Genomic DNA, 22,087 nt, shown 5'->3' with positions numbered 1-22,087 from the left:
CGCGCCTTGGGGTGTGACATCGCGTGTCGTCGCGCGGTGATGACACGGGCGTCATCTTGTGGGGTTAGAGCCGATTCGCTCGAATGTCTTGCGTGGGGGCGCGTCAGCGATGGAGCAGGACACAAGTCTTCGCCCGGAACGAATTCTCGACCTGTCGGAACGGCTCTCCAGCGTCGCGGGGGAGAAGATAGGCGAAATCGCCAGGGTCAACCGCGCGGCCAAGATGCTGGCCATCAACGCATTGATCGTGGCGGCCCGGGCGGGCGAGGCCGGCAAGGGCTTCGCCATCGTCGCCGAAGAATTCAAGAAGATCTCTACCGAGATCGACGCGGTCGCCGCCGCCCTGGACAGCCAGGTGCGGGCCGATCTGGACGAGCTGTCCGCGATCGGCGGGGCGATCCTCGGCCATATGCGCGGGCAGCGCCTGGCCGACCTGGCCCTGAACGCCATCGAGATCGTCGACCGCAATCTCTACGAACGCACCTGCGACGTTCGCTGGTGGGCAACCGACTCCGCCGTGGTGGCCTGTCTCGCCGACGCCGATACGGCCGCCCGGCGATACGCCAGCGAGCGCCTGGGCGTGATCCTCGACGCCTATACGGTCTATCTCGATCTCTGGATCTGCGACGCCAAGGGGCGGGTGATCGCCAATGGTCGGCCAGGCCGCTATCCGAATGTCGTCGGCCAGTCGGTCGGCCAGGCGCGCTGGTTTCAGGACGGGCTGCGCACGGCCACCGGCGACGATTTCGTGGCCTGCGATATCGAGCGGTGCCACGCCTTGGGCGACGCTCCGGTCGCCACCTACGCGACGGCCATCCGCGCCGGCGGCCAGGCCAAGGGCGAGGCGCTGGGGGTTTTGGGTGTGCATTTCGACTGGCGACCGCAGGCCCAGGCGGTGGTCGACGGCGTACGCCTCACCAACGAGGAGCGCGAACGTTCGCGCGTGATGCTCCTGGATCAGAAGGGGCGCGTCCTGGCCTCTTCGGACAATCAGGGTGTTCTTAGTGAAGTCTTTCCGCTGGATGTCTCTGCTGGGCCGATGGGAAGTTACGCCGACGGCGAGATCACCGTGGGTTATGCCTTGACCCCCGGCTACGAGACCTACACCGGCCTTGGCTGGTATGGATGTCTGGTTCAGCGCCAGCAAGTTCCGGCGAGGACTTCCGCGGCGGCCTAGTCTTAACCAAGCCTAGTGCGGATTATTCGAACTATTTGGTCGCCTAGAAGGCGAAATCGACCAGATTCGCGGCATTTACCAAGAATTCTGCGCGAGCGGCGTTGCCTTACGTGGCCGTACATGGTTTTTTAGGCCTAACCAAACCGTCGATAAATCTCTGTGTATCTGCCATGGCGGGGCAAACGCGTCACATTCCTAGTCTAAACACCGGTTTACGTTCTCCCTCCCGCAAGAGTTGCACGAATGTGTGATCTTCTGGGAACGGTGTCGCCGAGAAATCGACGAAAAGGCGCATTCCGGGCTAGAGCATTCGTTTACGTTGTCCTAAAGGGACGCCGTTCAATTGGAGGGAGCAGTCATGGCTTCTAATCGCTTCCGCGCTATCGCCATTAGCTTGGCCGTTGCGCTCGCGCCTATCGGCGCTGGCCACGTCTGGGCCCAAACGCCGCCCGCTCCGACCGCCGTGTCGCTGCAGGCCACCATCCAGGCCGCCGCTCAATCGGCCGCCGCTCAGCCTGGCTTCGCCAAGCTGTCGGCCTCGGCCAAGCTGGCCGCCATCCAGGCGGCCGTGTCGAACGCCCTGGCCGCCAGCGGCGCTTCGCCGACGGTGATCGCCGCGGCTCTGGTCCAAGCTGTCCAGGCCGGTTCGATCAGCGCCGGTGTGGCCATCCAAGTCGCCGCCGCGGTGGCGCCTGAAATGGCTCAGCAAGTGGCTTCGGCTCCGGCCGTCGTCCAGCAGCTGGCCGCTACCGGTCAGTCGGCTACCATCACCGCCTCGACGGACGCCGGTGGCGCCCCGAGCGTGCTGGTCAGCCTGCAAGGTGTCTCGTCGACCTCGACCGGCGACGCCGGCACGGGCGCTGGCGGCGGCGCCACTGGCACCGTTACTCCGGCTCCGTACGATCCGTGCGCCGGCGTGATCGCCGCTTACTGCGGCAGCTAAACGACAAACCTCGGGGCGGACTGGCGTGTCACGACATGCGCCGGCCGCCACCTACTGGTGGGGATAAGACATGCGAATTCTAACGTGCTCGGCCGTTGCGGCCTGTATTGCGTTGACCGCGCCACAAATCGCTCAGGCGCAAGATCTCGGTTCCAACTTCAAGCGCGACAAGAACGTCTCCGTTCGTCAGCGCCCGCGCCCGGACTACGAGGCGACCGGCCAAAAGGCTGGCGGCTTCACGGTGTATCCGCGCGTGACCGTCGATCTCGAGCATAACGACAACATCTACGCCGTCGCGACGGGCAAGACCGACGACAACATCTGGCGCGTGAAGCCGGAGCTGGCCGTTCGCTCGGACTGGTCGCGTCACGCTCTCGGCTTCTTCGCCGGCGGCAACATCATTCGCTATGCCGACAACAGCTCGGAAAACGCGGAAGAGTACACGCTGTCGGCTAACGGCCGGATCGATATCGACCGCGGCTCGAACATTACCGGCACGGTCCAGACCCAGCACCTCGTCGAACCGCGGACGGCGCCGACCTCGCCGACGGCCGCCGGCAAGCCGGTGGAATATGACCTGAACCAGGGTTCGGTTGCGCTGACGAAGGAATTCAACCGCCTGCGTCTCGTCGGTCGCCTGGAAGATCGCGACTATAACTACGACGACGTTCGCAACATCGCCGGCACCGGCGTCGTTGACCAGGACTTCCGCGACCGCAACGAATTCACGTACGGCGGCAAGGCCGAATACGCGGTCAGCCCCGACACCGCCGTCTATCTGGCGGCCACGGGCAACAAGAAGAGCTACGACACCAACATCGCGGCCCTTAACCGCGACTCGGACGGCTATGTCGTCGGCGTCGGCGCCAACTTCGACGTTTCGGAGCTGGTCCGCGGCGATGTCCAGGTCGGCTACATGAAGCAGTCGTACGACAACGTCCTGTTTAAGGACATCAGCGGCTTCAACGCCGCCGGTCGTGTCGAGTGGTTCCCGACCCAGTTGACCACGGTCGGCCTGAACGGTTCGCGCACGATCGAGGAATCGACGGCGCCGGGCTCGCAAGGCTACATCGCCAACAACATCGGCGCGTCGATTGACCACGAACTGATGCGCAACGTCCTAGTGTCCGCCGCTTACAGCCATGGCAAGGACAACTACAAGGGCGTGGATCGCGACGACAAGCGCGATAACTTCTCGGCGACCGCGACCTACCTGCTGAACCGTCGCGTGGGCCTGTTCCTGACCTATAACTACCTCAAGCAGGACTCGAACGGTGCGGCCAAGGGCGCCTCGTTCAAGGACAACAAGCTGATCGCCTCCGTGGCGCTGCAATTCTAAAAAAAGTCCGCGGACTCTAAAACGTCCACGAAACGGCAAGGTTTGCCGATTACTGAGAGTAGTTATGGACGGCTCCGGTTTTGAAACTTCGAACGCTCCGGTGAATGACACCGGAGCGTTGTCTTTTGATCTGAACGTCGCGATCGCGACCTTCAGACGACGCTTCCGGCTTTTCGCCGCGGTGGCGGTGGTGGTGTTCGCGGCGGTGGTGCTCTTCACCCTGCAGCAGACACCGCTCTATACCGCGACGGCGCAGGTGATGCTGGATGTCCGCAAGGAACAGGTCACCGACATGAGCGCGGTGCTTTCGGGGCTGCCGGCGGATTCGTCCGTCGTCGACACCGAGGTCGAGGTGCTCAAGTCCCGGTCCCTGGCCAGCCGGGTCGTCAAGGAGCTGAAGCTCGAAAAGGATCCGTACTTCAATCCTTATCTGCCGGGGGCTCAAGGCCCGACGGCGTGGCTGTTCTCACTGAAGAAGGCTACGGCGCCGACGGCGACCAACGATCCCACCGAGCTGCAACGCCGGCGTGAGCGGATCGTCGACAACCTGCTCGGCGGCCTGAAGGTCCGCCGTGCGGGACTGACCTATCTGATCTCGATCGAATACACTCACGTCGATCCCAAGCGCGCCTCGGAACTGGCGAACGCCTTCGCCAACCTGTACCTGACCGAGCAGCTGGAAGCGAAGTTCGACGCGACCCAGAAGGCCAACGAATGGCTGGACACCCGCGTCGGCGAACTGCGCGATCAGGTCCAGCAAGCCGATGCCGCGGTCCAGCAGTACAAGATCGCCAACAACCTGCTCAGCGCCGAGGGCGCGACCCTGACCGAGCAGGAAATCTCGGGTCTGAACCAGCAGTTGGCGCTCAGCCGGGCTTCCCAGGCCGAGACGGACGCCCGCCTCAACATCGCTCGTCAGCAACTGGCGCGCGGCAGCACCGGTGAAGACGTCGGCGAGTCGCTGAACTCGCCCGTCGTCCAGCAGCTGCGTAAGCAACGTTCCGAGAAGAGCGCCCAGGTCGCCGATCTCAGCGGTCGCTACGGCGATCGTCACCCGGAACTCTTGAAGGCCAAGCGCGAGCTGGCCGACATCGACACCCAGATCCAGGCCGAAATCCGCCGTATCATCTCCAACCTCGAGGCTCAGGCCCAGGTGGCGCGCCAGCGCACCGGTTCGGTGGCCTCCAGCGTCTCGGCCTCGAAGGGCACTTTGGCTGGCAATAACCGCGCCAGCATCGGCCTGTCCGAGCTGGAGCGTAAGGCGCAGTCGGTCAAGACCCTGTACGAGACCCTGCTGGCCCGCTTCAAGCAGACCACGACCTCGGACGGCATCGAGCAGGCGGACGCACGCGTGGTGTCGCCGGCCAAGATCCCGACCGGCCCGAGCTATCCCAAGCCGTCGCTGAACCTGGCCCTCGGCCTGGTGCTGGCCCTGGGCGCGGGCGCGGCGGCGATCGTGCTGGCCGAGATCCTGATGGCCGGCCTGTTCACCGAGGACGAGGTCGAGCGTCGTCTGGGCCTGCCCTATCTGGGCGCGGTCCCGACCTTGGGCACGACCGTCGATGACTCGAAGGTTCTCAAGGGCCTATCGCCGCCGGACTATCTGCTGGCCAAGCCGCTCTCGAGCTTCGCGGAAAGCCTGCGCAAGCTGCGCGCCTCGATCCTGTTCTCCAAGGTCGGCGAGCCGGTGAAGGTCATCGCGGTCACCTCGTCCCTGCCGGGCGAAGGCAAGACCACGACCACCTTCTCTCTGGCCCGCACCCTGGCGACTTCCGGGGCCAAGGTCATCGTCGTCGACTGCGACCTGCGTCAGAGCGCCATCAGCCAATTCCTGAAGGAGCCGGCGCCCGTCGGCCTGCTGGAAGTGCTGAACGGCGTCTGCACCCTGGACCAGGCTCTGATCGACGACGAAAGCGGCGCGCATATCCTGCCGCTGGCGAAGACGGCCTATACGCCGCGTGACGTGCTCGGCTCGTCGGCCATGCACCGCCTGCTGGCCGAACTGCGTAACCGCTACGAGATCGTGCTGCTGGACACGGCGCCTCTGCTGGCCATCGCCGACACCCGCATCCTGGCGCCGCATGCCGACGCTGTGGTCATGCTGGTTCGCTGGAAGAAGACGCCGGTGAAGGCCGTGCAGTCGGCCCTGACCCTGCTGCAAGGCACGCGCGCGTTCATCGCCGGCGTCGCCCTGACGCAGATGGACCTCAAGGCCCAGTCCCGCTACGGCTACGGCGACTCCTATTATTACTACGCCAACTATCGAAAGTACTATGCGGACTAGGACGCGAACGGGCGGGGGCGCGCCGTCGCCCGGAGCGGCCAAGACTCGACCATTGCAAGTCTCCGAGGGCGTCGCGATCGGCGCCCTCGTTACGTTGGTCGTCGCTGAAATCATTGTCTTCGGGGCTAGCGACGTGGCGGTCGCCGCCGTGTTCGGCGCCTTGCAAGCCGCGCTCCTGCTCGGGCTGCTGGCCTTCTGCGGCTGGGCCCGCAAAGTTCCCGGCGTCCTGACCTCGCCCTGGCCGGGCCTGCTCTTCGCGGCCCTGTTGATCGCGGTGGCCTGGAGCCTGACGCCGTTCGGCCCTGGCGGCGCCCATCCTGTCTGGCGCTATCTAGGCCCGGAGGGCGGGGCGATCACCGTCGATCGGTCTTCGGTCCTTCTCAACATCCTCCGCCTCGTCGGATTGGCTAGCCTGTTCCTGGCTAGCCAGATCGTCGGCGCGTCCGAGACCCGCCGTCGCGCCCTGGTCTGGTTCCTGGTGCTGGCCCTCAGCGTGTTCGCCGCTGTCGCGATCGTCGACCACGTCAGTCTTCGCGCCGGCCACCGCCTGACGGCGACCCTGCTCAGCCCCAACACCGCCGCCAATCTGATGGGCGTCGGCGTGGTGTTCGCGGTGATGTTCTTCTCGCAGGCGATCCAGAGGGCGGGCGGCTCGCTACGCCTGGACAAGCTGGGTCTGGACGCCAGCCTGAGCCTGGTCGCCGCCGCCGTCTTCGCCGTCGCCCTGGCCATGACCGCCTCGCGCGGCGGGATCTTCTCAACCGTCGTTGGCTTGGCGATTCTCCTGACCTGGCAGGTGATCGCGCAAGGCCGCAAGGTGAAGGCCGTCGCCATCATCGGCGGTGCGGCGGCCGTGCTGGTCGTCGTCGGCGTGGCCATGCGCAGCGCCGAGCTGACGGCCACCCGGTTTGAAAACCTCGAAGGCGACGTGGCCGTCCGCAAGGCGATCTTCGACGCCCATTGGGAAGCCTTCAAGACTTCGCCCTGGTTCGGCTTCGGTCTGGGCTCGTTCCCGATCGTCAACCAGCTGATCACCACCACCGAGAACCTGGCGGCGTTGTTCGACGTGCGCGCCACTCACAACCTCTATCTCCAATGGCTGGAAGAGGGCGGGATCGTCGGTGGCGTCTTCATGCTTGCCTGGCTGCTGGTCGCGCTCTGGCGCGCCGGGGTCGACGCGATCAAGCCCGGCATGGGCGGGGCTCTGGCCCGGGCGACGATCGCGGCCACCGTCGTCGTGCTGTTGCATGGGCTCTCTGACTTCGCCGTTCAGGTGCCCGCCCTGCAGGCGCTGTTCGCCATCGGGCTTGGCGCGATGACCGCGACCGCCGCGCCGCCGCGTCGAGGCCGCAAGGCCGCGACGCCTTGGGCGACGATCGCCTTCGCCGGCGTCACTCTGGTCGTCTCGCTCTTGGTCGCCACGCCCTTGGTCGCCTCGCGCTTCGGCGGCGACCTGTCGGCCATGCCGACCGCCTCGGCCGAGGTGCTGGCGACCAGCATCGAAGCCGGCCTGAATAGCAAGGCCTCCACGCCCGCCGCCAAGGCGCGCCTGGAGACGCTGAGCCGTCGAGAAGTGGCCATGCGCCCCGGCTCGGGCGGCGCGTGGTTGCGCAAGGCGGCGATCGACTTCCAACGCGGCGATGCTTCGTCGGCCAATGCCGCTCTCGAGCATTCCCTGGCGGTCGCGCCCCTACAGACCAGTCTGTTCATGAGCCGCACGAAACTGGCCTATGAGAACTGGCCGTCGCTGACCCAGACCGCGCGAGAGCAGGTCATGTACCAGGCTCGCGTCGAGTTCGGTCGTCAGAACGGTGAAGGCCGGCTGAAGGAGCTGGCCAACAGCATCCGCAACCCATCGGGTCGGATTGGTCTGGCGTTCTTGATCGTCGCCCAGCGTACGGCTCAGGCTCAAGCTCAAGCCCTGACCAAGGCGCAGCCTCAGTAGGCGTTTTCCGCGATCAACAGGCTGGGAATGGTCAACAGGACGATCTTGGCGTCCTTCAGGATCGACCAGGTCTGGATATAGTCGATGTCGGCCTCGACTCGCCGACGCATCGCCTCGACCGTATCGGTGCCGCCCCGCAAGCCCTTCACCTGAGCCCAGCCCGTCAAGCCCGGACGAGCCTGGTAGCGCACATAGTATTCGGGGATCTGCATCCCGTAATAGTCGTCGTGCGCAGCGGCGTGCGGGCGGGGGCCGACCAGGGACATGTCCCCGCGCAGCACGTTGAGCAGCTGCGGCAGTTCGTCGATGCTGGTGGCGCGCAGGACGCGGCCGATCCGGGTGATCCGGTTGTCGCCGCGCTGGGCCTGGACAAGTTCCGGGCCGTCCTCGCGGCAATGCATGGTGCGCAGCTTCAGGATCTGGAACCGGGCGCCGCCGAGACCTCCACGCGTCTGCCGAAACAGGGCGGGACCGGGCGATTCCAGCTTGATCAGCAGGGCTGCCAGCAGGAGCAGCGGCGCGAATAGCACCAGAAGCAAGGCGGAGGCGGCTATATCCAAGCCGCGCTTGCGCAAGTCGATCGCAACCGGCGGAAGCGGGCCTTGCAATCTTGGCGTGAGAAGTTCGGTATACGATCCCCCGTCCACCAGATGACCCTCTAACTTCCCACCACGCCGCGGACTGGTTCCCAGTTCCGACCGGCGCAGGCTAGCGCAAATGACTCACAGCGTCGCGGGGAAAAATCCACGGCCCGTGCGCTTATGCTTAACGTCTAATACACTCTGTTTATTCAGGCGTCCTTATTTGTAGTGACGTTACATCCCTCAGCATCAGGAGTGCTGATCGATGATCGACGCCAAAATGACCTTTGCCCAAGTTGACGTCGCGCCCGCCAAGCGCGCCAAGCGCATGGCGCCGCTGCTGGGACTGGGTCTCGGCGCCGTCGTCTCGATGGGCCTCTGGGCCGTCCTGGCCGCAACGGTCACCCGCATCTTCTAGGCAGGCGGTCGCCGACCGGCGCCGTCTTCTCCAAGCTTTCGCTACCTTCGCGCCCGCTCCCCTCAAGGAGCGGGCGCGAACGTGTTCGTGGTCCATCGGTCACGATCTGGCCAACGAAAAAGCCCCGGACCGCGAGGTCCGGGGCTTTCCATGTCGTGCTGTCGCCGGGATCAGGCGGCGGCGCTGGTCCACAGGGCGGTGCCCGGCACTTGGCGTTCGACCCAGCGGTAGTTCAGGTCTTCCCAAGGCGTGGCCCAGGGGGTCAGGTTGTCCAGCACCCAGTCGCCGCTCTTCAGCGAGATCATCAGCACCGCATGGCCCTCGCCACGCGAGGTGACCGCGACCGCCAGCGACAGAGCGCTCTCGGGCACACCGGCGGCGATCAGTTGGCGGCGCTTCTCCAGGGCGTAGTCCTCGCAGTCGCCGTAGAGCTTGCCGTCGACCAGACGCGGCAGCGCCCAGTATTCGGGCTGACCGTAGAGATCCAGGTCGCTGGCCTTCTTCACGTCCCGATTGACCGATTGGTTGACCAGGTTGAGCAGCTTCAGCTGGTCGCGCTCGGCGCGGGTGGTCCAGGCCAGGACGCTCGGCGAGGGCGGGGCGAAGGTGTCGGCGGCCGCGACGGCGACCGAGGGGGTGACAGGGGCGGTCTCGACGATTTCGCCGGCCGGCACGAAATCCTCGACCGCGGCGATCGTCCAAGCCTCGACGGTCGCAACCGAGATCAGGTGGGCGTCATCTTCGGCCGAGGCGGCGGGCGTCGCGTCGAAACGATGCTGCAGGGGCGCGCCCACCGACGAGGTCGGGACGAAGCTTGCCTGAACGCCCAGGCCCAGCAAGGCCAGTTGGCTGTTGGGCAGGCCGCAGGTCACGGTGTCGCGGCGGCACAGCTCGGAGAACCCGGCAGGGGCGCCGACGCCCTCGCCACGCGGCATGAACGGCATCGTACCGGCTTGAGCGGTGGCGCTGGTCATCATCGCCGCGGCGCTGATCAGTCCGATAACAATGTTGCGCGTGTTGAACATACCGACCCCGCTGTGTTCGTGGGGTCAGTATTCATTTGGGCAGCCAATTAGAGCTGAATTTAGATGGTTTAATCCAAATGTTCGTCTTTGGTAATTTCGAAATTAACTACAATTAAACCCGAATTTACTTGGTAAATTGTGAGAAAAGGATCGTGCTAAATTATAAGTAAATGCTATCAGCAGCCGTTGAACCCGGCGGCCGGCTGGGGCAAAATCAGCAAAACTGGTCCCGGCGCTCCGTCGCCATCCTTGCGAGTGTGATGTTCAAGTCCCTGTTCCGTTCCAAGCAGCAGTCCCGCCGCCCGTCGTCCACGGACAGCCGTGTGGTTTACGCGGTGGGCGACATCCATGGGCGCCTGGACCTGCTGGACGGGTTGATCGAGCGCATGACCGAGGACTATGGCGCCATGGGCCGGCAGGACCCGCCGGTGCTGGTCATGCTGGGCGACTATGTCGATCGCGGCCCGCAGTCGTCCGCGGTGATCGACCGTCTGATCGCTCTGAAAGGCCAGGCCGCCGAAGGGCGTTTCGAGTTCCGCGCCCTGATGGGCAATCACGAGGAAACGCTGCTGCATTTCCTGGACGACCCGATGGCGGGGCCGTCGTGGGTGGAGTACGGCGGCGGCGAGACCATGGCCTCGTACGGCGTGCAGCGTCCTGTGGGGCGCGCCGAGCCGGAGGCCTGGGAACAGACCCGTCAAGCCTTCCGGGCGGCCTTCCCGCCCGCTCATGAAACCTTCCTGCGCCAGCTGGAGCTGATGGTCGTCTATGGCGACTACGTGTTCGTCCACGCCGGGGTGAAGCCCGGACTGCCGCTGGAGCGCCAGGTGGCGGCCGACCTGCTGTGGATCCGCAACGAGTTTCTCGACAACCCTCACGGCCTCAAGGCCACCGTGGTTCACGGCCATACGCCGGTGGAGGAGGTTTTTGTCGGGCGCCAGCGGATCAACGTCGATACGGGCGCCTACGCGACCGGCGTCCTGACCGCGATAAGACTTGATGGCGGCGAACCGAAGATCATTCAGTTCAGTAAAGCGCGCGGCGCCTGAGTCTTCGCCTTGTTCATCTCGTGGTCACGTGCGATGTGGCATTTCATTCTCCAGGTTCTACAAGTCTCAAAGGTGAGAAGCTTCGCCATGATCGGTGTTTCGAAACTCTCGCGCGTCCTTTCGATGCTGGCGCTCGCCGTCTGCATGACGGTTGGCGCCCTGAGTGGGCCGGCTCACGCGCAGACCGCGCCGCTGCCCCCGCCGCCATCGGGCGCGCAATCCATGGATTATCTGCTCGGTACGGGCGACAAGGTCCGGGTCACGGTCTACGGCGAGCCCTCGCTGTCCGGCGAGTTCTTCGTCACGGGCAGTGGTCTGATGTCCCTGCCGTTGATCGGTGAGGTCAAGGCGGGTGGCATGACCGTCGGCCAGTTCCAGCAGGCCGTGCAGAAGGCGCTCAGCGACGGTTACCTGAAGGAGCCGCGCGTCAGCGCCGAGGTGCTGACCTTCCGCCCGTTCTACATCCTGGGCGAGGTCGAGAAGCCCGGCACCTATCCCTACACGTCGGGCCTGACGGTGTTGAACGCCGTGGCCACGGCCGGGGGCTTCACCTACCGCGCCGACAAGAAGAATGTCTTCATCAAGCACAACGGGGAGACGTCCGAGGTGAAGGGTGAGCTGACGCCGTCCATCCAGGTCGCCCCGGGCGATACGATTCGGATCGGCGAACGCTTCTTCTGATCGCCGCCGGACAGGCGACAGGAAGACAGAACACAAGAAGGAAGCCCGGCGGGATGACCGCCGGGCTTTCGTCGTTCTGGCGCGGTAAAACGCTATTTCCAGATTAAGGCGCCGCATGCGGAGCTAGAGCCACGGCTCGCGTAGACCGCCATGTCGAGGACTTAACGCTCTTTTCAACCCGGCGTGACCCAATGCGACTCCGGAAGTCGCGGACTTTTCATGTCGCAGTCAGAGCTTGGTCCCGAGGGCGTGCAGGGCGCGTCCCACCCCGCGCCGGGTCAGACGCTCGGGGCCTACGGCTATCTGGACCTCCTCGAAGCCAACCAGGACAGCGCCTGGATCCTGCGCACCGACGGCGTCGTCGAACACGCCAACCAGAAGGCGCGCGCCTTGTTCGCCGCTCCGGGCGCGGTCGTAGACTGGCGTGGGCTGTGGCCGGAGGACAGCCGCTTTTCTCTGGATCGATCCTTCAATCTGGCCAGTGATGGCGCGGTGGCGCGTTTCAGGGCCTTCCTGGGCGGGGCGGCCAAAAGCCGGGCCTATTTCGACACGACCATCGCGCCGATCCGCGACGCCGAGGGACGGATCGTCAGACTTCTGGCGACTGCCCGCGACGTGACCGAGGAGGTCGAAACCCAAGGCTTCCTGGGCACCGTCCTGCAGCTTCTGCCGCTGCCCCTGACGGTGAAGAATGTCGAGGACCGCCGCTACGTCCTGATCAACCGAGCGGCCGAGGACGCGCTGGACCTGGTGGCCGACGACGCGATCGGCAAGGCGACGAGCCAGGTGCTCGATCCAGAACGCGCCGAGCGGGCGCGCGCGGTCGAGGCCGAGGTCCTGCGTAGCGGCGAGATGCAGGTGCTGGAGGAAGAGTTCAACGTTTCGGGTCAGGCTCCGCGCCAGCTGCTGATCAAGACCCTGGCCACCTATGACGACATCGGGGCGCGCCATCTGATCACCCTGGGTGAGGACGTTACGGCGCGAAACGCCGCCGCCGCCGCCCTGCGAGCCGCTCTGGATCAGGCCGAGCAGGCGAGCCAGGCCAAGAGCGCCTTCCTGGCCAATATGAGCCACGAGATTCGTACGCCGCTGAACGGCATCATCGCCGGCGCCGACCTGCTGTCGAAGACCTGCCCCGATCCGCGGGCCCGCGAACTGGTCGACATCATCGCCGCGTCTGGCCGCAGCCTGGAGCGCCTGCTGTCCGACGTCCTCGACCTGGTCCGCGTCGAAGCCGGCCAGATGCTGATCGAGAACGCGCCGTTCGGGCTGGGAGATATGGCCAGATCGGTCGCCGCGCTCTGCGCCTTGCGGGCCGACGAGAAAGGCGTGCGCCTGAACATCACGGTGTCGGCGGCCGCCGATCGGACGGTGGCGGGGGACAGCGCTCGCCTGCGCCAAGTGCTGACCAATCTGCTGAGCAACGCCGTCAAATTCACTGATCACGGTGAGATCGTCCTGACCGTGACTTTGGACGCCGAGGACCGCACGCGGTTCGAGGTGACCGACTCCGGGATCGGCTTCGACGCGGCGATGAAGGCGCGGATCTACGAGCGTTTCCAGCAGGCCGACGCCTCGTTCACGCGCCGATTTGGCGGGACAGGCCTGGGCTTGGCGATCTCGCGCGAGCTAGTCGAACTGATGGGCGGCGAACTCTTCTGTGACAGCACGCCCCAGGTTGGCTCGCGCTTCTGGTTCGCCTTGCCACTGACGGCCTGCATGGATGCGCCGGCCCAGGCCGACGAAACCGCTGACCCGCCGTTGGGCAGGCCGCGCGTGCTGGTCGCCGACGACCATCCGACCAATCGCAAGGTGGTCGAGCTGATGCTGGCCGACGTCGCCGACATCGTCACGGTGGAGAACGGGTTGGAGGCGGTGGAGATGTACGGCCTGGTCACGCCCGACTTGATCCTGATGGACATGCAAATGCCCGTGATGGACGGCCTGGAGGCGGTGCGGCGGATCCGCGCCGCGGAGGTAGTGAGCGGCGCGTCGCGCGTTCCGATCATCATGCTGACGGCCAACGCTCGCCCCGAGCATGTGTGCGCCGGCCGCGAGGCGGGGGCCGACCTTCATCTGCAGAAGCCGATCACCGGCGCCGCCCTGTTCGCGGCGATCAGTGAGGCCATGGAGCTGCGCCCCGATGCCGGTCAAGACGCGGTCAGCGCCTGACACGCGCGGAAACCGGCGCGATCTTTACCCGACCTTCGCTTATCTGCGCGATAGTCCACCTTCAGAAAAACAGTCGGCGATTTCATGGGCTTGGCAATCTCAGCGACGGTATCGGACGCGACGGTCTCGCCCGGTGATGGGGCGCGGATCGCCGCCCGCCTGGAATCGGCGCGTCAGGTCGTCGAAGGCCGCTTCCTCGAGGCGGGCGACGTCTTGTCGCGGGCCGTCGAGGGCGTCGGCGCCCTGATCGCCGGCCTCGACAGCATGCGCGGCAATCTCGACGCCGACACGGTGACCTCCACGACCGCCGACCTCGCCCGCGCGGCCGAGTCGCTGAAGTCATTGCCCGACAGCCTGGACGAACGTCGGGGCCGGGTGGCCGAGCTGGTCAAGTTCGGCGATCGCCTGGGCGCGTGCATCGAGGAGATGCGCCAGCACCTGGCCTATCTCCGCGTCTTCGCCATCAACATCAAGATCACCTCGGGCGGCATCGCGGCCGCCGGGCCGGAGTTCGCGATCTTCGCCCAGGAGATCTACGACTGCATCGAGATGGGGCGGACCCAACTCGACGCGTTCAACGCCGAACTGATGGGCCTGGACCACACCTTGCGGGGCGCCCTGAGCCACGAGCAGGCGTTGGCGCGCGACTGCGTGGCCTTGCTGCCGGCGGTGCCGGACGCCTTGCGGGCCAGCGCCACGGCGATCGCCGCGCACCACGCCAAGATCGTCGAGGTCGCGATGAGCGTCGCGACCCTCGCTCGCGACGTCCAGAAGAAGGTCGGCGGCGGCCTCGCGGCCCTGCAGATCGGCGACATCACCCGTCAACGGATCGAGCACGTACAAGCCGGCCTGCGGTTCCTGGACGAATCTCGGGAGATCGCCGGCCTGCCGGATGCGCCGCGGGCCCGGGCCCAGGCCTTCGTCCATCGCCTGCTCGGCGCTCAGCTGACCGCCACGGCCGAGGACTTCCACCGCGAGGTTTCTCGCATCGGGCACAATGTCATCGGCATGGCCGCCGACGCCGCCGAACTGCTGCGTCTGCGCGACCTGGCCTCGGGCCAGACCGATGGCGCCGAGACCAACTTCCTGCGCGATCTGGAAGGCAATGTCGGCCAGGCGCTAGAACTCGTTGGCGACATGACCGCCGGCGAACAGGCCGCCGAGAACGTCAGCCGCTCGGCCGCCGTCTCGGCCCGCGAACTGACCGAACGCATCGCCGGCATCCAGAACATCCGCGCCGACGTGCAGATGATGGCGCTGAACACCACGCTGAAATGCAGCCGCATCGGCGAGACCGGCAAGCCGCTGGGCGTCATCGCCATCGAGCTGCGCCAGCACGCCATTCATCTCGAGAAGTCGGCCGGACTGACCACCAGCGCGCTGGAAGGCCTGTTCAACGCCGCCGAGGCCCTGGGGCAGCGCGAAGCTGGCCAGGACACGGAGGACGGCAAGGCCGCCGCCGCCGCCACGGTGCTCAGTGGCGCCGTTGCGCGAATTCACAAGGCCGGCGACGGCGTCGAGACCGCCCTCACGGCGGTGGCCCGCCAGGGCGCCGATGTCGTCGACATGCTGCGCCGGGCCGCCGCGCGCTTCGACTTCCACAAGCAGATCGGCTCGGTGCTCGACACCGCCGCCAACGATCTTTTGGACATGGCTGGCGACGGCGACATCCGCACCGACGACATCAGCGGCGCCTTGCGCCCGCTCGTCGACCGGTTGGCCAAGCAGTACACCATGGCCCACGAGCGCGAGGTCCATCGTGCTCTGACCGAAGGCCTGGGTTCGGCGTCGGCGCAAACGGCCGAGGTCGAGACCGTCGCGGACGACGACCTGCTGTTCTAGATCTCTCAAAACCCGATCTCCGCGGCTTCCGCCGGGGATCGGAAAGGCGCGGAACGCCTACCGGCTGGCTGCCCGCAGCACTTCCGTCGCCAGGTTCTGCAGCGGCGCGATCCGGTCGATGCAGCCCAGCGCAATGGCTTCCTTGGGCATGCCGAACACCACCGAGGTGGCTTCGTCCTGGGCCACGGTGAAGGCCCCGGCCTGCTTCATCTCGGCCATGCCGCGCGCCCCGTCGTCGCCCATGCCGGTCATGATCAGACCCACCGCGTTCGAGCCGGCCGAGCGGGCGGCCGAGCGGAACAGGACATCGACCGAGGGGCGGTGACGCGAGACCAGCGGGCCGTCCTTGACCGAGACGTAGTAGCGGGCGCCGCTGCGCTCCAGCAGGGTATGCTTGTTGCCGGGCGCGATCAGCACTCGACCGCGTCGCACGGTGTCGCCGTCCTCGGCCTCCTTGACCTCGACCGCGCACAGGCTGTCCAGCCGCATGGCGAACGAGGCGGTGAACTTCTCGGGCATGTGCTGGACGATGACCATGCCCGGCGAGTCCGGCGGCAGGGCCTCCAGCAGTACGCGTAGCGCCTCGGTGCCCCCGGTCGAGGCGCCGACACAGATAACGGACTCCGTCGTGCGCGCCATCGCCCGGCCGCCGCCCCCTTTTTGGATTGGCGGCGGGGGCAGCATGGCGTCGGCGGTCAGTTTCTTCTCGGGCTCATGGCCGAGGGCGGAGAACTGCGGGATCGGGCGCTTGGAGCCGGCGATCTTCGCGCCGGCCGCCGCCTTGACCGCGTCGCAGATGCGGATCTTCGACTCCAGCAGATGGTCGGCGACCCCGATCTTGGGCTTGAGGATGATGTCGACCGCGCCGGCTTCCAGCGCCTGCAGCAGGGTCTCGGACCCGGCCTCGGTCAAGGACGAGCACATCACCACCGGGATCGGCTTCTGGGCCATCAGCTTGCGCAGGAAGGTGATGCCATCCATCCGGGGCATCTCGACGTCCAGGGTGATGACGTCGGGGATTTCCTCGGCGATGCGCTTGGCGGCCACGAACGGATCCGACGCGACGCCCAGCACTTCGATCTGCGGATCCGACGCCAGGATCGAGGACAGGGTCTGTCGGACGGTGGCCGAGTCGTCGATGATCAGAACCCGGATCTTCCTGATCGCGATCATGGACCTACCGCTTCTGGAACACGGTGTTGGCGATCTGCACGACCGGCAGGTCGATCCCGACGATCGACTCCGAATGTCCCAGGAGCAGATACCCGCCAGGCGACAGATGGTCGCACAGCCGGGTGAGCACCTTGGCCTGGGTGGCCTTGTCGAAATAGATCAGGATGTTGCGGCAGAAGATGATGTCGAGGTCGGTCTCGATCGGATAGGCCTCGTCCATCAGGTTCAGACGAGCGAAGGACAGCTTGCCGCGAAGCTGCGGCTTGATCCGCACCTCGTTGCGCGTGGCGTCGCGCGCCCGCATCAGGTAGCGCTGGCGACGGGCCATCGAGACGGGTTCGATCATCTGCTCGGAGAACCGCCCGGCGACCGCCTGGTCCAGCACCTCGGTGCAGATGTCGGTGCACAGGATCGAATAGTCGACGTTCCGGTGCTTCTCGCAGAACTCGTCCAAGACCATGGCGATGGTGTAGGGCTCGGCGCCCGTCGAGCAGGCCGAGCTCCAGATCTTGATCTCGCGCTTGCCCTTCGCCGCCAGGGCGGGAAGCCCCTTGGCCGCCAGGAAGTCGAAATGGGCGGGTTCGCGGAAGAACTCGGTCTTGTTGGTGGTGACCGCGTCGATCAGGTGGATGGCTTCGCCGTCGAGGCCGTTCTCCTCGAACAGATAGCGGCAATAGGCGTTGACGTCGTTGATCCGCGTGGCCCGCATGCGGCGGCGCAGGCGCCCTTCTAGCATGGTGCGCTTGTTGGCCGGCATCTTGATGCCGCTGTAGTCCTGGATGAACGTCGAGAGGCGCTGGAAATTCCTGGCGCTGAGCTGTTCGTTTTCGTGCGACTGCAGGACGGCGGCTTGTCTCGACACGGTCTTCTCCGTTCGCGGCGTCTGGCGCGCCGCTGTCTTGTCTTCTAGGCCGCTTGGCAGAGGGCGGCGGCGTCCTGGCTGGTCAGCAGGCGTGACAGGTCGAAGATGACCACGAAGCCGCTGTTCCCGGACGGCGTGTCGCGGCGGACGACCCCCTGGATGTATTCCGAGCGCCAAGGCACGCCGATGTCCGGCGCGGCCTCGATCTGGTCGTCCGAGAACGCGATGACCTCGATCACCCGGTCGGCGACCAGACCCAGCGACAGCACGCGGTCGCTGAGCGGCACGTCCAGCACCAGGATCCGGGTGGCGCCGGTCGGCGCAACGGGCGGCAGGCCCAGCTTGAGGCGCAGGTCGATGGTCGGCGTCCCCCGTCCGCGCACGTCGGTCAGGCCCATCAGGTAGTTGGGACCTTCAGGGATCGCGAATGGCGCCTGGTAGTCGAGGATTTCGCGCACGTGGGCGACCGACACCGCGAAGACCTCGGCCCCCAGCCCCAGCGTGACGAACTGGCGTTCAGTGGCGGTGGCCATCAGGCATATTCCCGGAATTCGGCGTCGTCCGCGTCCGGGCCGCCGTTGGTCAGGTCCAGGGCGAAGCCGCCGACGCGGGCCTGCTGGGCGGCGACCGTCTGGCGCTGTTGCGGCGCGGCCGGCTTGCGGATCGCCGGCCCGGCCGTGCGCTTGGCGGCCGGACGTGAGGCCGGACGACGCGACGCGGTCCCGTGGGCGCTGGTGCGGAAATAGGCGATCGAGGTCTGCAGCTCCTCGGCCTGGGCCGCCAATTCTTCGGAGGTGGCCGACATCTGCTCGGAGGCGCTGGCGTTCTGTTGGGTGACCTTGTCCAGCTGCTGGATGGCTTCGTTGATCTGCGAGGCGCCGATGTCCTGTTCGCGGCAGGCGGCGCTGATCTCGGCGACCAGCTCGGCGGTCTTGCGGATATTGGGAACCAGGTTGGTCAGCATGACGCCGGCCGACTGGGCGGCCTTGACCGTTTCCGAAGACACGGCGCCGATCTCGGTGGCGGCGGTTTGCGACCGCTCGGCCAGCTTGCGCACTTCCGAGGCGACGACGGCGAAGCCGCGGCCGTGTTCGCCGGCCCGGGCCGCCTCGACGGCGGCGTTCAGGGCCAGAAGATCGGTCTGGCGAGCGATCTCCTGCACGATGGTGATCTTCTCGGCGATCGTCTGCATGGCGTCGACGGCCTTGGCCACGGCCTGGCCCGAGACTTCCGCGTCCTGGGCCGACTGGCGGGCGATCTTCTCGGTCTGGGCGGCGTTGTCGGCGTTCTGCTTGATGTTCGAGGCCATCTCTTCCATCGAAGCGGAGGCCTCTTCGGCCGACGAGGCCTGTTCGGTGGCGCCCTGGCTGACTTGCTCCGAAGCGGCCGACAATTCCTGACTGCCCGCCGAGACGTTCTCGGACGCCGAGATGGCGTCGGAGACCACGCCGCGCAGGCGCTCGATCATGACGTTCACATGGCCCAGCAGGTCGCCGATCTCGTCCTTGGTGGTGATGTCGACCGTCTTGGTCAGGTCGCCGTCGGCCACGGCGCGCACGGCGTTCGAGGCGCGGTCGAGGCCCTTGCTGACCGCGATCGAGATGTAGAAGGCCGCGCCCACGGCGATCAGCAGCGACACGGCGGCCAGCGTGATCAGGCTGTTGCGGACCTTGGCGAAGTCGGCGTCGGCCTCCTCGGTGGCGGCGTTCATCTGGGCCTGCGACAGCTCGACCAGTTCCTGCACCTGGCCGGAGGCTTCGGTGACGGCCTTGCGGCTCTCGCCCATCGAGATCGCGGCGGCGGCGGCGTCGTTGTTGGCGACCGCCAGGGCGTAGACCCGCTCATGGGCGGCGATCAGGCGCTCCCAGGCGCCGCCCAGGGCTTGCCACTTGGGCTTGCCCTCGGCGGTGGCCAAGCCCTCCGCCTTGGTCAGCAGGGTGTCGAAGGAATGCTTTTCGCGCTCGATCGACTCCTCGAGGGCCTTCACCTCCTCGGCGGTGTCGACCAGGACCATGTTCTTTTCGAACCGCACCACATTGAGCATGTGGATATTGAGCTCCTGCGCGACCTGCAGGCGCACGGCCGGCCCGTCGACCATCGCGTTCAGGTCGCGGTTGGTCGAGGACAGGCTGCTGACCCCGAACACCGTCGCCGTCAGGAGCAGGGCGATGATCAGGCCAAAGGCCAGGCCGAGCTGCAATTTTATCGTAAAGCGCATGGTCCGGGTCCTTTGGCGTGATCGGAGCGAGGTCGCTGTCGGGTTCAGTATTCGGTGAATTCGCGGTCGTCGGCGTCCGGGCCGCCCTGGCTCAGGTCAAGGGCGAAGCCCTGGGCCCGGGCCTGCTGGACAGCGACGGCGCGCGGGGCCTTGCGGGCGGCGGCCTTCGGCGGCGTCGCCTTGGCGGCGCGGGCCGGCAGGCGCACGACCGGAGCCGGCTTGCGCGCGCCCTGGCCGCCGTTCGACAGGCGGAAGTAGGCGATCGAGGTCTGCAACTCCTCGGCCTGGGCCGCCAGTTCCTCGGAGGTTGCCGACATCTGCTCGGAGGCCGAGGCGTTCTGTTGGGTGACCTTGTCCAGCTGCTGGATGGCCTCGTTGATCTGGCTGGAGCCGATGTCCTGCTCGCGGCAGGCGGCGCTGATCTCGGCGACCAGCTCGGCGGTGCGGCGGATATTCGGCACGAGGGTGGTCAGCATCTCGCCGGCCGACTGGGCGGCCTTGACGGTGTCTGAAGAGACCGCGCTGATTTCGGTGGCGGCGGTCTGCGACCGCTCGGCCAGCTTGCGCACTTCCGAAGCGACGACGGCGAAGCCTCGGCCGTGTTCGCCGGCCCGGGCCGCCTCGACGGCCGCGTTCAGGGCTAGCAAGTCGGTCTGGCGGGCGATCTCCTGCACGATGGCGATCTTCTCGGCGATCGTGCGCATGGCTTCGACGGCGCGGTTGACGGCCTCGCCCGAGAGCTCGGCGTCCTGGGCCGACTGGCGGGCGATCTTCTCGGTCTGGGCGGCGTTGTCGGCGTTCTGCTTGATGTTGGCGGCCATCTCTTCCATCGAGGCCGAGGCCTCTTCGGCCGACGAAGCCTGCTCGGTGGCGCCTTGGCTGACCTGTTCCGAGGCGGCGGAGAGTTCCTGGCTGCCCGCCGAGACGTTGTCCGAGGCCGAGATCGCGTCGGCGACCACGCCGCGCAGGCGTTCGACCATGCGCTGCAGGGCGATGCCCAGCGTGTCCTTGTCGGAGAGCGGCTTGGTCTCGACGGTCAGGTCACCGTCGGCGACCTTGTCGGCGACGGCGGCGGTGGCGCGAAGGTTCTCGGTCATGCGGTTGACCGTGTCGACCAGGTCCTTGATCTCGTCGTTGGTCGTGATGTTGACCCGCTGGTCCAGGTCGCCCAAGGCGACGGCGTCGGCGAGGTCGGCGACTTTGCTCAGGCCCTTGCTGATGGTGACGGCGATCCAGGCCGCCGCGGCCGCGGCGATCAGGAGCGAGACGACCACCAGGCCGATCATCAGGTTGCGAGCGGTGACATAGGCCTTGTTGGCGGCCGCCTCGGTCGTCTTCAGAAGCCCCTGGTTCAGCCCGACCAGGTCATCGACCTGGTCGGTGATGCGGTTGGTGATCGTCCGCTGCGAGGTCTGCATTTCGTGGATCGCATTGGCGCGCTGGTGAGCCAGCATCTCCCGGCGCATCGCCGTATCCGACGCGGCGTAGGCTTCCCAATCGGTCTGGAGCGCCGTCCATTTGGCCTTGTGTTCCAGGTCCGTCTCGGCGGCGATTCCGCCGGCCATCAGGTCTTGGAAGATCTGCCGCTGCTTTTCGGCCTTGGCGTTCTGGCCCTCCAGTTCCTGGTCGTCGTTGGCCAGCGCCATGTTCTTCTGAGCGCGGCTGATCTGCAGGAGGCTGATGCTCAGCGATTGAGCACGCTGAAGTTGGGCCACCGGTCCGGCGATCATGGCGCTCTGGTCGGTGTTCAGCTTGTTCAGTTCACTGATGCCGAGCAGGGCCGCGCCCGTCATCAGGACGATCAGCAGTCCGAACGCCGCGATGAGTTTGGCTTTGATGGTGAAGCGCACTGGAAGACCCCGTTCGTTCAGGACTGAATTGCATGAAGGCTCGTCACCGACGCGCCGGATCGGCCGCGCGCGGCGAAGATCTGGTCCAGGTCGGGGATGACGATCACGTCGCCGTCCCGGCGGGCCAACAGGCGGATGAAGTCGGCGCGCCATTGCAGGCCCACGCGGGGAGCCTCCTCGGTGACGGCGCGATCGATGGTGGTGACTTCGTGGACCTTGTCGGCGCGCAGGCCGATCAGGGTCGGCTCGCCGTCCAGGTCGTATTCGATGACCACGATGCGGCTGTCGATGGTCGGCTCGGCGGCCTCCATGTCGAAGGCCACGCGCAGGTCGACCAGGGGAATGATCCGGCCGCGGAAATTGATCACGGCGCTGACGAACGGCGGCGCGCCGGGCACGCCGGTCTCCGGCAGCAGGTCCAGCACCTCGCGCACCAGGCCGGCCTCCAGGGCGAAGGTCTCGCCGCGAAGGTCGAAGGTCAGGGCTTCGATCGGATCGCCGGCAGTCTCGGTGTTCATGTCCGGGGCC

The 22,087-nt window shown here is 66.4% G+C and carries 17 protein-coding genes and 1 pseudogene; 10 read left to right on the top strand and 8 right to left on the bottom strand.

Annotated features, from left to right (window positions below; translation table 11 throughout):
* Positions 1-39: 39 nt before the first annotated feature.
* The 5 genes and pseudogenes from ASC70_RS19650 to ASC70_RS19630 all read left to right on the top strand — a co-directional run bounded on the left by ASC70_RS19650 (position 40) and on the right by ASC70_RS19630 (position 7,688).
* Positions 40-1,177 (top strand): annotated as a pseudogene (locus ASC70_RS19650) (methyl-accepting chemotaxis protein).
* Positions 1,178-1,535: 358 nt separating this feature from the next.
* Positions 1,536-2,120: a hypothetical protein gene (locus tag ASC70_RS19645; RefSeq protein ID WP_082009455.1), complete on the top strand. Its 585-nt coding sequence runs from the start codon at positions 1,536-1,538 to the stop codon at positions 2,118-2,120.
* A gap of 70 nt (positions 2,121-2,190) precedes the next feature.
* On the top strand, positions 2,191-3,459 hold the full coding sequence (locus ASC70_RS19640) for an outer membrane beta-barrel protein (RefSeq protein WP_056053529.1): 1,269 nt from the start codon (positions 2,191-2,193) through the stop codon (positions 3,457-3,459).
* A 64-nt stretch (positions 3,460-3,523) separates the two neighbouring features.
* Positions 3,524-5,743 carry a polysaccharide biosynthesis tyrosine autokinase gene (locus tag ASC70_RS19635; protein WP_047413633.1) on the top strand — a complete coding sequence of 740 codons (2,220 nt, stop codon included), beginning with the start codon at positions 3,524-3,526 and terminating at the stop codon, positions 5,741-5,743.
* 52 nt (positions 5,744-5,795) lie between these two features.
* A complete protein-coding gene (locus ASC70_RS19630) occupies positions 5,796-7,688 on the top strand; it encodes an O-antigen ligase (protein ID WP_235519457.1) in 1,893 nt (630 codons plus the stop codon).
* Here the strand turns inward: ASC70_RS19630 and ASC70_RS19625 are convergent.
* On the bottom strand, positions 7,682-8,335 hold the full coding sequence (locus ASC70_RS19625; protein ID WP_082539537.1) for a sugar transferase: 654 nt from the start codon (positions 8,333-8,335) through the stop codon (positions 7,682-7,684). The genes ASC70_RS19630 and ASC70_RS19625 overlap by 7 nt on opposite strands.
* Before the next feature lie 199 nt (positions 8,336-8,534).
* Here ASC70_RS19625 and ASC70_RS25115 point away from each other — a divergent pair, with 199 nt between their 5' ends.
* Positions 8,535-8,687, top strand: coding sequence for a hypothetical protein (locus ASC70_RS25115; RefSeq protein WP_156136892.1), 153 nt, complete (start codon positions 8,535-8,537; stop codon positions 8,685-8,687).
* Positions 8,688-8,857: 170 nt separating this feature from the next.
* On the opposite strand, the gene ASC70_RS19620 is transcribed toward ASC70_RS25115, so the two are convergent.
* Complete coding sequence (locus tag ASC70_RS19620; RefSeq protein ID WP_056053522.1) at positions 8,858-9,712, bottom strand: transglutaminase-like cysteine peptidase; 855 nt, start codon at positions 9,710-9,712, stop codon at positions 8,858-8,860.
* A 260-nt stretch (positions 9,713-9,972) separates the two neighbouring features.
* Here ASC70_RS19620 and ASC70_RS19615 point away from each other — a divergent pair, with 260 nt between their 5' ends.
* From ASC70_RS19615 to ASC70_RS19600, 4 genes are all read left to right on the top strand, one after another.
* Positions 9,973-10,761 carry a metallophosphoesterase family protein gene (locus ASC70_RS19615; RefSeq protein ID WP_047413630.1) on the top strand — a complete coding sequence of 263 codons (789 nt, stop codon included), beginning with the start codon at positions 9,973-9,975 and terminating at the stop codon, positions 10,759-10,761.
* An 87-nt stretch (positions 10,762-10,848) separates the two neighbouring features.
* Positions 10,849-11,442 carry a polysaccharide biosynthesis/export family protein gene (locus ASC70_RS19610; protein ID WP_047413629.1) on the top strand — a complete coding sequence of 198 codons (594 nt, stop codon included), beginning with the start codon at positions 10,849-10,851 and terminating at the stop codon, positions 11,440-11,442.
* A gap of 219 nt (positions 11,443-11,661) precedes the next feature.
* Positions 11,662-13,614, top strand: coding sequence for an ATP-binding protein (locus ASC70_RS19605; protein ID WP_056053519.1), 1,953 nt, complete (start codon positions 11,662-11,664; stop codon positions 13,612-13,614).
* Positions 13,615-13,698: 84 nt separating this feature from the next.
* On the top strand, positions 13,699-15,456 hold the full coding sequence (locus ASC70_RS19600; RefSeq protein ID WP_056053517.1) for a hypothetical protein: 1,758 nt from the start codon (positions 13,699-13,701) through the stop codon (positions 15,454-15,456).
* A gap of 57 nt (positions 15,457-15,513) precedes the next feature.
* On the opposite strand, the gene ASC70_RS19595 is transcribed toward ASC70_RS19600, so the two are convergent.
* Genes ASC70_RS19595 through ASC70_RS19570 form a run of 6 tightly spaced genes read right to left on the bottom strand, consistent with a single transcriptional unit; the run spans position 15,514 to position 22,077 of the window.
* Entirely contained in the window at positions 15,514-16,629 is a 1,116-nt protein-coding gene (locus ASC70_RS19595) for a chemotaxis response regulator protein-glutamate methylesterase (RefSeq protein ID WP_056053514.1), read from the bottom strand.
* 4 nt (positions 16,630-16,633) lie between these two features.
* Complete coding sequence (locus ASC70_RS19590) at positions 16,634-17,491, bottom strand: protein-glutamate O-methyltransferase CheR (RefSeq protein WP_056053511.1); 858 nt, start codon at positions 17,489-17,491, stop codon at positions 16,634-16,636.
* A 44-nt stretch (positions 17,492-17,535) separates the two neighbouring features.
* Complete coding sequence (locus ASC70_RS19585; RefSeq protein ID WP_047413626.1) at positions 17,536-18,024, bottom strand: chemotaxis protein CheW; 489 nt, start codon at positions 18,022-18,024, stop codon at positions 17,536-17,538.
* On the bottom strand, positions 18,024-19,709 hold the full coding sequence (locus ASC70_RS19580; RefSeq protein WP_056053506.1) for a methyl-accepting chemotaxis protein: 1,686 nt from the start codon (positions 19,707-19,709) through the stop codon (positions 18,024-18,026). The genes ASC70_RS19585 and ASC70_RS19580 overlap by 1 nt, the downstream gene beginning before the upstream one ends.
* 44 nt (positions 19,710-19,753) lie before the next feature.
* The gene (locus tag ASC70_RS19575; RefSeq protein ID WP_056053503.1) at positions 19,754-21,559 is read right to left on the bottom strand and encodes a methyl-accepting chemotaxis protein; all 1,806 of its coding nucleotides are present in this window, start codon (positions 21,557-21,559) and stop codon (positions 19,754-19,756) included.
* Between the two features lie 17 nt (positions 21,560-21,576).
* Complete coding sequence (locus tag ASC70_RS19570) at positions 21,577-22,077, bottom strand: chemotaxis protein CheW (protein ID WP_082539538.1); 501 nt, start codon at positions 22,075-22,077, stop codon at positions 21,577-21,579.
* Positions 22,078-22,087 lie beyond the last annotated feature (10 nt).

The sequence above is a fragment of the Caulobacter sp. Root343 genome (assembly GCF_001425745.1).
GTDB lineage: Bacteria > Pseudomonadota > Alphaproteobacteria > Caulobacterales > Caulobacteraceae > Caulobacter.
The sequence above is the reverse complement of the archived record's forward strand: the minus strand, read 5'-3'. Positions and strand labels throughout refer to the sequence as shown.